This window comes from Ruminococcus callidus ATCC 27760 (assembly GCF_000468015.1).
Classification (GTDB): Bacteria; Bacillota; Clostridia; order Oscillospirales; family Ruminococcaceae; genus Ruminococcus_C; species Ruminococcus_C callidus.
Map to the genome: position 1 here is coordinate 3,169 of NZ_KI260309.1, position 14,690 is coordinate 17,858.

At 41.7% G+C, this 14,690-nt stretch carries 15 protein-coding genes; 14 read left to right on the forward strand and 1 reads right to left on the reverse strand.

Going from position 1 to position 14,690, the window contains the following annotated elements:
• Positions 1-78 precede the first annotated feature (78 nt).
• The 3 genes from RUMCAL_RS02235 (at position 79) to guaA (ending at position 2,858) form a co-directional block, all read left to right on the forward strand.
• Entirely contained in the window at positions 79-759 is a 681-nt protein-coding gene (locus RUMCAL_RS02235) for a DUF6198 family protein (RefSeq protein WP_021680828.1), read from the forward strand.
• Positions 756-1,031 carry a putative quinol monooxygenase gene (locus RUMCAL_RS02240; RefSeq protein WP_021680829.1) on the forward strand — a complete coding sequence of 92 codons (276 nt, stop codon included), beginning with the start codon at positions 756-758 and terminating at the stop codon, positions 1,029-1,031. The genes RUMCAL_RS02235 and RUMCAL_RS02240 overlap by 4 nt, the downstream gene beginning before the upstream one ends.
• A gap of 288 nt (positions 1,032-1,319) precedes the next feature.
• The gene (gene guaA / locus RUMCAL_RS02245) at positions 1,320-2,858 is read left to right on the forward strand and encodes a glutamine-hydrolyzing GMP synthase (protein ID WP_021680831.1); all 1,539 of its coding nucleotides are present in this window, start codon (positions 1,320-1,322) and stop codon (positions 2,856-2,858) included.
• A 112-nt stretch (positions 2,859-2,970) separates the two neighbouring features.
• On the opposite strand, the gene RUMCAL_RS02250 is transcribed toward guaA, so the two are convergent.
• On the reverse strand, positions 2,971-3,462 hold the full coding sequence (locus RUMCAL_RS02250) for a helix-turn-helix domain-containing protein (RefSeq protein ID WP_021680832.1): 492 nt from the start codon (positions 3,460-3,462) through the stop codon (positions 2,971-2,973).
• Positions 3,463-3,667: 205 nt separating this feature from the next.
• Between RUMCAL_RS02250 and RUMCAL_RS02255 the strand changes: the two genes are divergently transcribed.
• The 11 genes from RUMCAL_RS02255 to RUMCAL_RS02300 all read left to right on the forward strand — a co-directional run bounded on the left by RUMCAL_RS02255 (position 3,668) and on the right by RUMCAL_RS02300 (position 14,416).
• Entirely contained in the window at positions 3,668-3,871 is a 204-nt protein-coding gene (locus RUMCAL_RS02255; RefSeq protein WP_040646623.1) for a transcriptional regulator, read from the forward strand.
• Positions 3,871-4,968, forward strand: coding sequence for a site-specific integrase (locus RUMCAL_RS02260; RefSeq protein WP_021680834.1), 1,098 nt, complete (start codon positions 3,871-3,873; stop codon positions 4,966-4,968). The genes RUMCAL_RS02255 and RUMCAL_RS02260 overlap by 1 nt, the downstream gene beginning before the upstream one ends.
• The gene (locus RUMCAL_RS02265) at positions 4,949-5,269 is read left to right on the forward strand and encodes a plasmid mobilization protein (protein WP_021680835.1); all 321 of its coding nucleotides are present in this window, start codon (positions 4,949-4,951) and stop codon (positions 5,267-5,269) included. Before RUMCAL_RS02260 ends, RUMCAL_RS02265 begins: the two co-directional genes overlap by 20 nt.
• Positions 5,269-6,393 carry an AAA family ATPase gene (locus RUMCAL_RS02270; RefSeq protein WP_021680836.1) on the forward strand — a complete coding sequence of 375 codons (1,125 nt, stop codon included), beginning with the start codon at positions 5,269-5,271 and terminating at the stop codon, positions 6,391-6,393. Before RUMCAL_RS02265 ends, RUMCAL_RS02270 begins: the two co-directional genes overlap by 1 nt.
• Positions 6,394-6,707: 314 nt before the next feature.
• Complete coding sequence (locus tag RUMCAL_RS02275) at positions 6,708-7,907, forward strand: plasmid recombination protein (RefSeq protein ID WP_021680837.1); 1,200 nt, start codon at positions 6,708-6,710, stop codon at positions 7,905-7,907.
• A 14-nt stretch (positions 7,908-7,921) separates the two neighbouring features.
• Positions 7,922-8,326 (forward strand): hypothetical protein, encoded by a 405-nt coding sequence (locus RUMCAL_RS02280; protein ID WP_021680838.1) that lies wholly within the window; start codon positions 7,922-7,924, stop codon positions 8,324-8,326.
• Positions 8,327-8,449: 123 nt separating this feature from the next.
• Complete coding sequence (locus RUMCAL_RS02285) at positions 8,450-9,541, forward strand: HindVP family restriction endonuclease (protein ID WP_040646622.1); 1,092 nt, start codon at positions 8,450-8,452, stop codon at positions 9,539-9,541.
• Positions 9,538-10,467, forward strand: a complete 930-nt coding sequence (locus RUMCAL_RS02290) for a DNA cytosine methyltransferase (RefSeq protein ID WP_021680840.1) — start codon at positions 9,538-9,540, stop codon at positions 10,465-10,467. Before RUMCAL_RS02285 ends, RUMCAL_RS02290 begins: the two co-directional genes overlap by 4 nt.
• Before the next feature lie 24 nt (positions 10,468-10,491).
• Entirely contained in the window at positions 10,492-10,602 is a 111-nt protein-coding gene (locus RUMCAL_RS16630; protein ID WP_021680841.1) for an HNH endonuclease, read from the forward strand.
• Positions 10,603-10,763: 161 nt separating this feature from the next.
• Entirely contained in the window at positions 10,764-13,337 is a 2,574-nt protein-coding gene (locus tag RUMCAL_RS02295) for a TrlF family AAA-like ATPase (RefSeq protein WP_021680842.1), read from the forward strand.
• Between the two features lie 20 nt (positions 13,338-13,357).
• Complete coding sequence (locus RUMCAL_RS02300) at positions 13,358-14,416, forward strand: hypothetical protein (RefSeq protein ID WP_156902388.1); 1,059 nt, start codon at positions 13,358-13,360, stop codon at positions 14,414-14,416.
• Positions 14,417-14,690 lie beyond the last annotated feature (274 nt).

The window sequence follows — 14,690 nt, forward strand, 5'->3', positions numbered from 1 at the left end:
TCTGTCGCACAATCTTTGTGCGGTATTGCCTATACTGCTTTTTGCGTATTCGTATTCCTATAGGAGGCGTTTGAGAAAATGGAGAACACAACAAAAGAACTGCACACCCTTCGCGGGGAACTGATGCTGGCGGCGGCAGTCTGTATCAACAGCCTTGGCGTGGTGCTGATGCTCTATTCCGGAGCAGGCATTTCCGCGATTTCCAGCGTGCCGTTTGCCTTTTCGGAGGTACTGCCGCGGCTGACGCTTGGCACGTGGACGTATCTGTTTCAGGGCTTGCTGGTGTTGAGTTTGATGTTCATGCGGAAACGTTTTGTGCCGCCGTATCTGTTCAGCTTTGTGGTGGGCTTTGTGTTCGGAGAACTGCTGGATTTCCACGAGTGGTGGATCGGCGTTTTGCCCACATCGCTGCCTATGCGGGTACTGTATTTTCTCATCAGCTACGTGCTGATCTGTATCGGCATTGCCCTGTCCAACCGGTGCGGGCTGCCGATTATTCCCACCGACCTGTTCCCGCGGGAATTGTCGGACATTACTTCTGTGGGATACCCGAAGATCAAGATCGGGTTTGATGTGACTTGTCTGGCGGTGACTGCCGGTCTGACTTTTTTCTGTCTGGGGCATCTGGACGGACTGGGCGTGGGAACGATCGCTGCGGCACTGACCATGGGGAAAGGCGTAGGCATTGTTGGGGACTGGCTGGATAAACGGTTCCGGTTCATTACCGTTTTTGACAAACATAAGGAGCAGGCAGCATGATATTATTGGTGACTTATACGGCGAAGCCCCATTGTCGGGAGGCGTTTTTGCGTGCCGTTCAGGAGAACAGTTTGCAGGAGATCGTGCGGCAGGAGGACGGTTGTCTGGAGTATGCCTATTACGCTGCCGTTGCCGATGCGGAAAAGATCCTGCTGGTGGAAAAATGGGCATCGGAGGAACAGCAGCAGACACACCTGCGGCAGCCTCACATGCAGCAGCTGAAGCAGTGGAAAGAACAGTACATTGCCGAAACGGCAGTGGAGAAAATCTGATTTTTCGTATCTTCATAAAAAACACTTGCTTTTTTTCGGAAAAAGTGGCATAATATAAGGAAACACTGCATAAAGCCCGCCTGACGGCTATGCACGCAATCTGCGTGCAGATTTTCCGTCATATTGCCCAGAAATCCCTTGCCATACGGAAAGTATGCCTGCGGAATTTCTATGCAATCTGCCGAAAAATCTGACGACGCATCTTACGCACAAGCTTTGTGCAGTGTTTCCTAAAGAGAAAGATTTTCGCCGCATCGGCGAATGTGACACAGAAAGGAAACGTAACCTATGGAAAATCAACTGGTTCTGGTACTGGACTTCGGCGGTCAGTACAATCAGCTTATTGCCAGACGCGTGCGGGAATGCGGCGTTTACTGCGAAGTGATTCGCTATACCACACCGCTGGAGGAAATTGCAGCACGGAAACCGGTGGGTATTATCTTCACCGGCGGTCCGAACAGCGTTTACGATGAAAAATCGCCGCATATCGCCAAAGAAATTTTTGAAATGGGTATCCCGATCCTGGGCATCTGCTACGGCTGTCAGCTGATGGCGTATACTCTCGGCGGTAAGGTGGCGACCTGCACCACCTCGGAATACGGCAAGACAGAAACCATTTATGACAAGTCCAGTGCTCTGTTCAGCAGCGAGGAACTGCCGGAACAGGCAATTTCGTGGATGAGCCACACCGACTACATCTCGGAAGCACCGGAGGGCTTTACCATTACGGCACATACAGAGAACTGTCCGGTAGCTGCTATGGAAAATCCGGAACGGAAGCTGTATGCAGTACAGTTTCATCCGGAAGTGAACCACACCCAGCAGGGTCTGACGATGCTGGACGGCTTTTTGAAAAATGTCTGCGGCTGCACCGGCGACTGGACCATGGGCAACTATGCGAAAACTGCCATTGCCCAGATTCGGGAAAAAGTCGGCGACGGTCGGGTACTACTGGCATTGTCCGGCGGCGTAGACAGTTCTGTCTGTGCGGCACTGCTGTCCCGTGCAGTCGGCAAGAAGCTGACCTGTATTTTCGTAGACCACGGCTTCCTGCGGAAGAACGAAGGCGACGAAGTAGAAGCTGCATTTGCAGACAAGGACATCAACTTTATCCGCGTCAATGCCAAGGCTGCTTTCATGGAAAAGCTCAACGGCGTTTCCGATCCGGAAACCAAGCGTAAGACGATCGGCGAGGAATTTATCCGTGCTTTCGAACGGGAATCCAAGAAACTGGGCACGGTAGACTTTTTGGCACAGGGCACCATTTATCCGGACGTGATCGAAAGCGGCACCGGTGATGCAGCTGTCATCAAGTCCCACCACAACGTGGGCGGTCTGCCGGATTATGTGGACTTTCAGGAAATTATCGAACCGCTGCGGCTGCTGTTCAAGGACGAGGTGCGTCAGCTGGGTATCGAACTGGGTCTGCCGGAAAATCTGGTATGGCGGCAGCCGTTCCCGGGTCCGGGGCTGGCGATTCGTATCATCGGCGAAATCACCGATGAAAAGCTGTCCATTTTGCAGGACGCTGACTGGATCTTCCGTGAGGAGATCGCCAAGGCCGGACTGGATCGGAGCATTCACCAGTACTTCGCAGTGCTGACCAATATGCGTTCCGTTGGTGTAATGGGCGACGGCAGAACTTATGATTACACACTGGCTCTCCGCGGGGTAACTACCACGGACTTCATGACCGCAGACTTCGCACGGATTCCGTATGAGGTGCTGGAAGTGATCTCTGCCCGTATCGTCAACGAGGTCAAGAATATCAACCGCGTTGTGTATGATATTACCACAAAGCCGCCGGCTACGATCGAGTGGGAATAAAAAACAAGACTTCAAAAATGACGAATTTACGTCGTTTTTAAAGCCTTAAAATCTCAGTGATAACAATTTGATAACAGGAAGTAAAACTGAAATGTTCTGCATTTCAGGCGGTTTACAGGTCACGCCACTCTTTCGAGGGTTCATGTTTACCGCAGTCATCGGTCGTTTTCGGCCAATTAAGCTTCCATTCTGTATATTCGGCCTTGCTGATCTTACCGTCAGCAAGGTCTTTTTTTCGTCTCTGCCACTCCGCAAAGAAGTCGTTCAGAAGAATAGAGCCGAAAATAATGCCCTTGCGTTTGTTTCCGTCCTCATCTGTACAGTCCTCAACGCTGATCGGGTAATGTTCGTCCAGTTCAAAGAGCATCATCATAACGCCCTCCGCTCCGAGAATTTCATCATCAGCAAGGAAACGAGGGTTTATATCAAGCACCTCGGCAAGCCGTTCCACAAGTGCTTGTTTTGGTGTACGAGTGCCTGATTCGTACTGTGCGATGCGGACATCGGCGGATTTCTCATCAAATCCGACAGCCATACCGAGCTGCTTCTGTGTCATTCCACGGAAATCACGGATACGGTGTATTTTATCTCCCATTATACTCATGGTGGTTTACTCCTTATAATATCGTTCTGTTAGTAGAATCATTATAACATATATGTTTAAGTCAGTCAAGAGATGCTAAACAAAAAAATTTAGAAAATACGCAAAAGTGTCTTGACAAAAACAAATTTGTTTAGTATAATGGAATTAAGCAAAAATGTTTAGAACAGATCTTGCGAATACAGAACACAGAAAGGAACAAATGTATATGTCAGAAAAATTTATTCGTGCAGAGGAAGTTGCTGAGGTTATGGAGATCTCTGTTGCCTATGCGTACAAAATCATTCGTAAACTCAATCAGGAACTTTCCGACAAAGGGTTTATCACAGTAACAGGCAGAGTGAACCGTGAGTACTTTAACGAGCGAGTGTACTCGGTGAACCCTCCCAAAAAGAAAGCTGGTGAGGAATAATGCCCGTATATAAGGATAAAAACGGCACTTGGTATGCTATGGTTCGTTATGAGGACTGGCAGGGGGAGCGAAAACAAAAGTGCAAGCGTGGCTTTGTTACCAAACGTGAGGCACAGAACTGGGAGCGAAGATTTCTGCTTCAGACAAACAGTGACCTTGATATGCTGTTTAAGGACTTCTACAAGCTGTATGAACAGGATATGAGATCTCGCTTAAAACAGAATACATGGGAACATAAGGCACACGTCATTCAGTCGAAAATCCTCCCTTATTTCGGGGATAAACCGATGAAGGATATTCAGGCAAGAGATGTGCTTTCGTGGCAGAATGAACTGCTTCGTCACCGTGACAAAAACGGAAAGCCCTATTCGGAAACGTATTTGAAGAATCTGCACAATCAGCTTTCCTGTATCTTTAACCATGCGGTTCGCTACTATGATCTTGGCGTAAACCCAGCTGCCAAAGCTGGAAGTATTGGCGTAAAGAATGCCAAAGAGATGAACTTCTGGACAAAAGACGAATATATGCAGTTTTCTGAGGTCATGATGGACAAACCAGTTTCGTTTTATGCCTTTGAAATGCTGTATTGGTGCGGTATCCGTCTTGGCGAACTGTTGGCTCTCACACCAGAGGACTTTGATTTCCAGAATCGAAAGCTCCGCATTAACAAGTCCTATCAGCGTATCAAGGGAAAAGACGTAATTACCGATCCCAAGACCAAGAAAAGCAACCGTACCATTGAAATGCCTGATTTTCTTTGTGAGGAGATGCAGGACTATCTCCGTATGCTTTACGATCAGAAATCAGATGAGCGTATTTTCACAATATCCAAGAGTTATTTGCATCACGAGATGGACAGAGGGGTAAAAGAAACGGGTTTGAAGCGTATCCGTATCCATGATCTGCGTCACAGCCATGTTTCGCTTCTAATCGAACTTGGGTTTTCGGCTGTTGCTATTGCAGATCGTGTGGGACATGAGAGCATTGAGATCACATACCGCTATGCACATCTGTTTCCGTCGAAACAGGCGGAAATGGCGAATAAACTCAGTGAGTTGAAGAAAGGAGATAACGCAAATGTCAGCGAAAAACCTTGACAGCAAAGGCAGATTTCGTTCCAGAACCATCGGATTTCGGGTATCTCCCGAAGAAGAAAAGCTGATAAATTCAGCAGTGGCACTTTCAGGACTGACCAAACAGGACTACATCGTAAAAAGGCTTCTTTGCCGTGATGTGGTGGTACAGGGCAATCCGAGAGTATACAAAGCTCTGAAAAATCAGCTTGCGGAAGTACTTTCAGAATTGCAGAGAATAGAAAATAGTTCTGTAAGTGATGAACTTCTTGAAACGATACGACTCATCAACACCACATTAAATGGAATGAAAGGAGAATCCTGATGTCAGAAGAAAAAGAAATGACCGCTCCGAACGTATCTATTGGCGTAGATACGGAGCAGTCATCCATAAAACAAACTACTAATAGTATATCAAATCGTGATGTAAATTTCAACCCCTTTGACGAATTTTTCAAGAAAATTGATCCGTCATACATGAAAACAGTCACGATGCAGGAACTGTATCAGGATATTTACAGCAAGAAACCGCCTGTTATTGAGGGCTTGCTCTATCAAGGTACTTATCTGTTTGTCGGTTCACCTAAGATCGGCAAAAGCTTCTTTATGGCACAGCTTGCCTATCATGTCAGCACAGGTACTCCGCTTTGGGACTATCCTGTGAAAAAGGGTACGGTTCTCTACCTTGCACTGGAAGATGATTACAGACGATTGCAGGAACGAATGTACCGAATGTTCGGAACGGACAGTACGGAAAACTTGTACTTTTCCGTATCGTCCAAACCGCTTGGAAATGGTCTGACCGATCAGCTGAGCGGTTTTATCCGAGAACACCCTGACACAACGCTTGTGATTATTGATACACTTCAAAAAATCCGTGAGGTGGACAGTGATTCTTACAGCTATGCCAAAGATTATGAGATCATCAATCAGCTGAAACAGTTCTCTGACAGTTGGGGAATATGTCTGCTGTTAGTTCATCATACGAGAAAGCAAAAGTCATCTGATAACTTCGACATGATCTCAGGAACAAATGGGTTACTTGGCTGTGCAGACGGAGCATTTATGCTTTACAAGGAAAACAGGACTTCCAATAAGGCAACACTTGAAATTTCAGGCCGTGATCAGCAAGATCAGAAAATCCATCTTATTCGTGATGAAGAAAAACTCTGCTGGAATTTTGAAAAAGCAGAAACAGAGCTTTGGAAAGAACCTCCCGAACCGTTGCTGGAATGTATCGCCAATCTTGTAACAGAAGAAAATCCGACTTGGCAGGGTACAGCGACTGAACTGATAGAAAAGCTTGGACTTGATATGAAGCCGAATGTGGTTTCGCTGAAACTCAATGTCAATGCGGGCAGGCTGATGAATGATTATGGTATCAGATACACAAATCAGCGTAACCACAGCGGACGTATGATTTTCTTTTCTTTGTTATCAAAAGAATAAATTTCAAGTGGTTGGCGTGTCAGTCCGTGACGGTCGTGACGATGTTTTGTGAGCGGTGTAATCATCGTCACCATCGTCACACATCGTCACGGCGTTGGCGGTTTATCCGCCGTTCAAGCCTCGCAGAGCCCCGATAGCATTTTTGATAGTCCGTAAGGCTGTCGAAAGTGCTATGGGGTTACCGGCGGCATTCCGCAGGTAACTCGGCTCTCCGAGTCGTTCGGTTTGCCGATCTCCGTATCGTTGCAAACCGTTTTGCCCATAGGGCATTCCCTCGTCAGAGGGTCAATTTAAAAAGGAAGGGAGGTGTTTCTATGTGTCAAAAGACGATCTCAATGTGTCAGGGCAAGGGCAGCTTGTCCCACAACAACCGTGCATTTGCTGCCAAAAATATCGACAGTTCCCGAACAGCGGACAACATTACATTTGTGCATCAGAATTTGCGTGATGCTTATGATATTCTTTTCAGCGATGCAGTAGAAAGATACAATGTCCGTCAGAAACGAAATGACCGCCGTATCCCCGACTACTTTCATCACCTGTTCAGCCGTGAACCGAGTGCAAGTGTTATCACTGGGACAAATAAGCAAAAGAGTTTCTATGAAGACTTAGTCCAGATCGGGACAAAAGATGATACAGGTGTCGGTACTCCCGATTCGGAGATTGTTGTTGCCTGTTTACGGGAGTACATGGAGGGCTTTTCAGAAAGAAATCCGAATTTCTATGTGTTCAATGCTGTGATGCACCTCGATGAAGCTACGCCGCATTTACACATCGACTATATCCCCGTAGGGCATTTCGACAGAGGGCTTGACACTCGAAATGCTATGGCGAAAGCTCTCGAAGAAATGGGACACGGCAAAGGTGCAAATGCGATCAACCGCTGGCGGTTAGCGGAATGGGAAGTCCTGCACCAGATCTGCATTGCTCATGGCATTGAAATATCAGAACCGAAGAAGTCCAGAGGGTACAGCTATACGGTTGAGGAGTACGGCAAGCATCAAGACGAAATTAGGCGGCTGAATGAAGAAAAGGAGCAGGCTCTTTCCGAGCGTGACGAAGCCCGTGCGGAGCTTGACAAGGCAGCAAAGAAGAAAATCAAGCTCGATGAGATCGAGGGCATTGAAGCCAAGGAGTCGATGTTTGGAAAGAAAGTCACTCTCTCTAAAGAGGATTATGACAAGCTCAGCGATACTGCTAAAAAGTATGTGGCAATGGTCAAGACCAGCAAGAAGCTCAAATCCGAGCATGACACGGCAGTGCAGGAGCGTGACAAGCTGAAAACGCAGTTGTCGGCTGTTTCCTCGGAGCTTGCTGCTTACAAGAAAGCTGAAAAGAAAAAAGCTCTTTTCACCCGTGAGAAGCTGAACAAGGAAGCAAAGCGTATCAGCCGTGAGGACGAGCTTTCACGCAAACTAAAAAAGGCTGAGGCTTTTATTTCTGCCTGCGGGTTGAGTTCCGATTTTCAGCAGTTTAGATACAACAGCACTTCAAGAAAGAACGTGCTGGAATAAAGGAGGGCTATATTATGATTATCAGAAGTAAAGATAAAATTTCGGTGAACGGCAAAAACAAGTCGGTCTGGGTACTGGATACCAATGCACTTACCGTTACACACGATGCAGCTGATGCTGAGCCAACAGTAACGGCATTCCATTCTGAGCATATCAAGTATCACCTGCACTATTCGGCGGAGTATCGCAAGGACAGACTGAGAAAACTTGTAAATAGCGGTGAGATCCTGAGCTATCTGACCGAACTGGATAAGTCTGTGGAAAATGCTCTGGAAAGACAGGTTGAAAAGTGGAAAGCTGACGATAAGGAATATCAGCAGGCACTTGCCGTTGGTGATGTTGGCAGGGCAGAGGGGCTGGAGAATATGATGAAGTTGTGTGCGAGGGAGGCGGTGTATGCGGATTTGGTGTATGTGTGAAAACAGTGACTGAGCAACTGCGCCTATCGGTGCAGTTGCTATTTCGTTATTATCCACTTGATTTTTTTCGATTAATGTGCTAAAATAATATGGGAAGTAGTGTATTATAAAAGGAGGATTACTATGCCTGAAAATCCAAGATTGTTTGGAATTGTGCATTCCAATCGAAACTATTCATTAAAGGATACATGGGGTAAGAACCAGTTCAATTCATCTTTTCCTGCTTCATTGGCTTGCTATCTTCATTCCAGAGGCTTGAAAGCGGTTTATTACACTACAGATAGCGCTATGAGAAAAGTTGTTTCTAAAATAGGAATAGATGAGTTATATGGTATCGATCCATTGTGTGATAATATATATTTTGCCTTTGAGCATCAATACACACCATTTCAGAAATATGTAACAGGAAGTATTCCAAGAAACGATTTAGTTATTATATCAAATAATCAATGCTTGACATCACTTGAAATCAAATTAGTAGCTCTGCCAGATAATCCGACCTGTGAATTGTCTGATGAATACTTTGGCTCAGAAATTGTTATAAGACCAGATACCATTATTTATCTTGCCTGTAGTTTTATCAATGCACTTGATGATGATATCGAAAGCTTAAAAGAGCTTATCGGTAATACTGGTGATAATATAACAGATTGGACTGAGGCAGAATGTGTCTTACCACATACATATGAAATATTTGGGTCAATTAAGAGAATAGTTGAAGCAAGTTATCACAAACAGATGCCTATTATTATGGAACCAGTATGGAAGACAGAGGGAAAATCTCCAAAACTTGCAGATAACTGCCTCGATGTTTTTGTTTGGAGCAACTGTGGAATGCTTCTATTATTTATGCCATCCGAACATGATTTTGATGCTCATTCAAATGGTATAAATGCACTTAGAAAAATCGGCAGACATGAGAGAACAATGATATGGCTGTTTAAAATGCTAAAGGACTATGCCAATAATGGACATTTCGATGGAAAAAGAATAATTGACGAGTTATCATATAACACAAAAAATGATAAAGCTTTTGCCTCAAATGGACTTCGTACACGTCCAATTATGACTTGTCCTGAATTGACAACTCCAAGAATCACAAAACAAGAAATAAAGAGAATTATATTGGGCGGCGGACAAAACCTTTTGAGTCCAGAAAGACGCTTTGATGCAATTATCTATAACTCACCTGATTTATTTGAGGAGGAATCATGATTAACGTAGTTGACATCTTTTGTGGATGTGGTGGTTTATCTCTTGGTTTTCAAAAAGCTGGATTTAATGTTGTAAGAGCTTTTGATAATTGGGATAAAGCAGTTGATATTTATAATAGAAATTTCGATCATGAAGCTGAACTGGTGGATGCATACAATTTAACAGCTGAGCATATTAAGAGTTTTTCTCCAGATGTTATCATTGGTGGACCTCCTTGTCAAGATTATTCTTCTGCTGGAAAGCAGGATGAAACACAGGGACGAGCAAATCTTACGCTTAGATATGCAGAATTGGTTTGCGAGGTTCAGCCTGAATGGTTTGTAATGGAAAATGTTGATAGAATCCTAAAATCACAAACATTACCAAAAGCAATTGATATTTTCAAATCATTAGGCTATGGACTTTCACAAGTTGTATTAGATGCTTCGCTTTGTGGTGTTCCACAGAAAAGAAAACGATTCTTTTTAATTGGGCACTTGGGCGGTAACGATGATTTTTTAACTGAAAGTCTATATTCTGACTTATCCTCAAAAAGCACAACTATTCGTGATTATCTCGGTGATGAATTTCATACAGAATACTATTATAGACATCCACGCTCGTATGCACGAAGGGGGATATTCAGTATTGATGAGCCGAGTCCAACTGTTCGTGGTGTAAACAGACCAATTCCACCAGGATATCCGATTCATGCTGGTGATGCTACAAATGATTTAAGTAAAGTAAGACCTCTTACTACACTCGAAAGGGCAAGGATTCAGACATTTCCTGCATCTTTTGAATTTTCAGGTAGCAAAACTGATTTAGAACAAATGATAGGGAATGCTGTTCCTGTGGATTTGGCAAAATATGTTGCCAAGCACTTAATGGAATATATTAGTACACCATTAAATGTACCTATGCAATTACAGTTCAATCTTGCTTGAATGTACAGCTAATTGATTTAAAAGGTGAATACTAAATGCAAAAGGCACTTCGATTTCGATGAGATGCACGCCAATCATATCACTCCTTGGCACGCAGGCGGAAATACCGTTCTGGAGAACTTGCAGGGATTGTAAAGGGATTGTAATTTGAAGAAGTCGAGGCAGGAATAATAAAATATATAAGTGAATTTCCTTGAAATAGTACGGTTATTGTGGTATAATGTAAATATACTGGATAATTGTGTTGTTTCAGGGGATTGTCTTTATTTTTATATAGATATGGAGGATATTATGCTATGTTTGAAAATGGTATTGAAACAATTAGAGCAGATTTTCACCTACACACACGAAAAGATAAAGAGTTTAAGTATAATGGAGAAGAAAATGATTATATAAAACTTTATGTAAAGGGTCTAGTTGATGCTGGAATTGGGATAGGTGTCATAACAAATCATAATAAATTTGATGAAAATGAATACAAAGCCATAAAGAGAGCTGCAAAAAAAGAAAACATACTAATTCTTCCGGGAGTTGAGCTGTCTGTTAAGGAAGGCGCAAATGGTATTCATACCTTGATAATTTTTAATCCTGATGAGTGGATTCAAAATGGAGATAACCATATACAGTCTTTTTTGGCATCCGCATTTGCAGGAATATCAAATCCTGAAAATAGAAATACAAGATGCAACTATGATTTGAGAACCATGTTTGAACGACTGGATGCCTATGGCAAAGATTATTTTATCGTATTCGCTCATGTGGATCAGGGTAACGGTCTGTTTGAAGAATGTAAAGGTGGTATGTTAGAATCAATCGCCGAAACAGCATCTTTCCAGAAAAGAGTGCTCGGTTTACAAAAATCCAGAACTTACTCCAACTTAGGCAAATTCAAAGAGTATTTTGATTATTCGCCTGCGCTTGTTGAAGGCTCAGACCCTAAGTCAATAGCACAAATAGGGAAAAGTGATAAATCATCATTTTTAAGAATAGGCGAGTTTTCATACTCGGCAGTAAAGTTTGCATTGCAAGACTATAGCAATCGAGTATTTGAAGATAAGCCGAGTAATAATCATGGGTTTATTGAATCCATTTCTTTTCAGGGCGGCAGATTTGATGGACAAACTATTCATTTTTCGCCATCATTAAACACATTGATAGGCATTCGAGGAAGTGGTAAATCTGCAATTCTCGAATCAATCAGATATATACTGGGAATAAATCCTCAAGCTGATAAATCTTATAAAACAGATTTAATAAAAAATATTTGGGGCTCTGGCGGTAAAGCAACATTGTTGATATATGATAAACATGGAAGAAAGTACTATATAAGCAGGATATTAAATGAACGTATAACTGTACTGGACGAAAATGGAGATGACTTAAATATAAGCCCATTAAGTCTTTTGGACGGTGTTCAATATTTTGGGCAAAAGGATTTATCAACTAGTGCAGACCAAGAGAAGGAGCTTTTATCCAAGCTTGTTGGAACTTCAATCGACAATGAAGATGTTATCAAACATATAAATGAGCTTATTGCTATGTACGAACACATGCAACAGTTTAGTCAAATTCCATCACAGTTATCTGAATTGTCAACTAAAATAGCTGAAACAAAACACAAGCTATCTATATATAAAGAAAAAGGAATTGAAAGTAAGCTTAAAAAGCAAAGCGCTTTTGTATCAGATAAGGCTAAAATAACATCGGTGAAATCAGAAATTGAAAATGCGTTATCAAGTATAAAAAAAGTGGTAGACAATTATTCTCAAATAGCAACTAATTTACCAGAGTATAAGAGCGAATACAATAGCGATTTGTTTTTAAAACTAGTTCAAATCGTTTCAAGTATCAATGTATTACTCGAGAACATAAAAAAGAGTATTGTACAAATCAACAAACAAAAAGATGATGCTATAGATGTTCTAAATCAACTAGAGCAGAAAATTGAAAGCTTGGCGGAAGAATTTGCAGCTGTAAAACGAGAAATACAAGATACTTCAATAGATACCGATGCATTTTCTGAAATGAAGTTACAATTATTAGATGCAGAAGATAGACATACCAAGTTGTCTGAAACATTAAAACAAAAGAAAGATTTTGTACAATTGTTTTTATCTTCTGTCCGCCAAAGAAATGAAGACTTGAATAGTATTTTCAGGCAATATCAAGAAGAAGCAAGAAAGATTAACGAAGCACAAACCGAATTAAAAATTGACATAGAGTTTAAAGGAGATAAAGAAAACTTCAAAGCAAGAATAAAAGCAGATTTCAGAGGAACAAGTATTTCAGATGCCAAATACTCTATAATCAGTACAACATTCTCAGACTATGTCGATATAATATCAGAATTGGTCACAAATGATGGAAAGCGGTTACAAGATATTTTATCTTCAAATGAATATGTAAAGTTCTGTGAAAAGATGGCTGAGAAATATAAAGAGTTGATTCAATATCAAGTCCCAGATAAGGTTGAAATCTTCTATCATAATAAGTTATTACGCAAGCATTCGCTTGGTCAGAGAGCCTCTGCATTAATTTTGTTTATTCTTACGCAAAATAATAATGATATTATAATAATAGACCAGCCAGAAGATGATCTTGATAATAAAGTAATATATGATGAAGTAATATCAGCCATATCTAAAACCAAACCCAATGTGCAGTTCATTTTTGCAACGCATAATGCCAATATACCTGTTCTTGGAGATGCTGAAAGAGTGCTGGTAGTTGATTTCAATGAATCTGAAATCGAGGTATCTCAGGGCAATATAGATATGCTAGGTACTCAAAAGCAGATAATTGATATTATGGAAGGCGGACGTGAAGCATTTGACAAACGTAAAATGATATACACATCGTGGAGAGCTTAATTGTTTTTGGAAGGTGCTCTTTGATGGATATATTGGTCTTTGAAGATGATGAACTTGATACACTATATTCTGTTATAAATAAGCTGCAACTGATATTTCATCCTTATATTTGCCCGAACGGAGAACTTGATTTTCATAAAATCATGGAACTACAGTCTTCTGATAAAGATATTATTATTCTTGTTGACAATAATCTCGCTTCCCCCATCTGCGAAATAGCAAGGAATGGCTACTTGAAGAATAAGGATCGTATGTATAAAATGGCAGCTCTCATTTTATGGGCACAGTTTATAGGGGCTAAGCTTAGTTGCGGTTTCAGTTTATTTGAAACAGATAGTCAAAAGCTAAGTTGCTATACTGCTGAGTCTTCAAGATTGCAGTTTTTACACGCTGTTGACAACATTCCTGCACATATATGGAAAGCATTAGCGTTTGGAAACATCGATCACGTTCCTAGCCAATACCTATCAAGCGATTACAAAACTGATGAAAGAAACTTTGAGTATAATGAAGGTGTATTATATCTATCAACTGAGGCAGCTATCATCAAAATAGTAGAACTATTGAGAAAGGAATCTGTAACTGCTATAGAAAAATTTGTAGAGTTCACTAATTGGTATGCAGACAATTTGATGATTGCAGAAAGCATATTATTCTACGCAGCAGCAGTATTTGCAAATGTACCAAATGTGGCAATGCCTAAAAAATGCAAATCAAGTGATTTTTCCGAAGTAATTAAGGGAATAAAGAATCAGGCGTGGGATTTAACCTATATTGTCACTTGGAGTACTGTTTATTCAAATGAAACTATTGATAAGTGTTATATGTTTGCTACAGATGACATTACACAAAAAGTGATTATTGTAAATACTATACCCCCAGGGGAATGTTTGAAAGCTTTGTATTCTATTTTTACTACTAAAAAAGAAATAGAAATGCTTAATATACTGTTTGAATCCAAATTTGGTAAGTCACGTATTCTACCTATGAAAGAGTTGAATGACGATGAAAAGGTTAAAAACATAAAAGCTGTTATTTCAGAAGAATGTGCTTTGCTTCAAAAGATGATTCAAGAATAAAAAACCTTTTGACAAACCACCTCAACTGCGCTATAATACCAAGTAAGGAGCAAGCCACCAGGCACACATTGCCTCCACAAGTTGCACAGCTCATTATCAAACGTGCTAACAGAATGATAACGGAGCATCAGCAGCCAAGTACAATACAGAACAAAATGTATAATTGAGATACCACAGCTCAAATCTCCTAAACAAAATTGTTTAACATGGAGGGCGATTTGAGGAGTGGGAATAATTCCTCATTTAAGGCAATACCGCACAAAGAGCGTCTGGC

Excerpts from the sequence above, each read along its gene's own strand:
- RUMCAL_RS02235 (WP_021680828.1), top strand. The coding sequence starts at position 79 with ATGGAGAACACAACAAAAGAACTGCACACCCTTCGCGGGGAACTGATG.
- RUMCAL_RS02240 (WP_021680829.1), top strand. The coding sequence starts at position 756 with ATGATATTATTGGTGACTTATACGGCGAAGCCCCATTGTCGGGAGGCG.
- guaA (WP_021680831.1), top strand. The coding sequence starts at position 1,320 with ATGGAAAATCAACTGGTTCTGGTACTGGACTTCGGCGGTCAGTACAAT.
- RUMCAL_RS02250 (WP_021680832.1), bottom strand. The coding sequence starts at position 3,462 with ATGAGTATAATGGGAGATAAAATACACCGTATCCGTGATTTCCGTGGA.
- RUMCAL_RS02255 (WP_040646623.1), top strand. The coding sequence starts at position 3,668 with ATGTCAGAAAAATTTATTCGTGCAGAGGAAGTTGCTGAGGTTATGGAG.
- RUMCAL_RS02260 (WP_021680834.1), top strand. The coding sequence starts at position 3,871 with ATGCCCGTATATAAGGATAAAAACGGCACTTGGTATGCTATGGTTCGT.
- RUMCAL_RS02265 (WP_021680835.1), top strand. The coding sequence starts at position 4,949 with ATGTCAGCGAAAAACCTTGACAGCAAAGGCAGATTTCGTTCCAGAACC.
- RUMCAL_RS02270 (WP_021680836.1), top strand. The coding sequence starts at position 5,269 with ATGTCAGAAGAAAAAGAAATGACCGCTCCGAACGTATCTATTGGCGTA.
- RUMCAL_RS02275 (WP_021680837.1), top strand. The coding sequence starts at position 6,708 with ATGTGTCAAAAGACGATCTCAATGTGTCAGGGCAAGGGCAGCTTGTCC.
- RUMCAL_RS02280 (WP_021680838.1), top strand. The coding sequence starts at position 7,922 with ATGATTATCAGAAGTAAAGATAAAATTTCGGTGAACGGCAAAAACAAG.
- RUMCAL_RS02285 (WP_040646622.1), top strand. The coding sequence starts at position 8,450 with ATGCCTGAAAATCCAAGATTGTTTGGAATTGTGCATTCCAATCGAAAC.
- RUMCAL_RS02290 (WP_021680840.1), top strand. The coding sequence starts at position 9,538 with ATGATTAACGTAGTTGACATCTTTTGTGGATGTGGTGGTTTATCTCTT.
- RUMCAL_RS02295 (WP_021680842.1), top strand. The coding sequence starts at position 10,764 with ATGTTTGAAAATGGTATTGAAACAATTAGAGCAGATTTTCACCTACAC.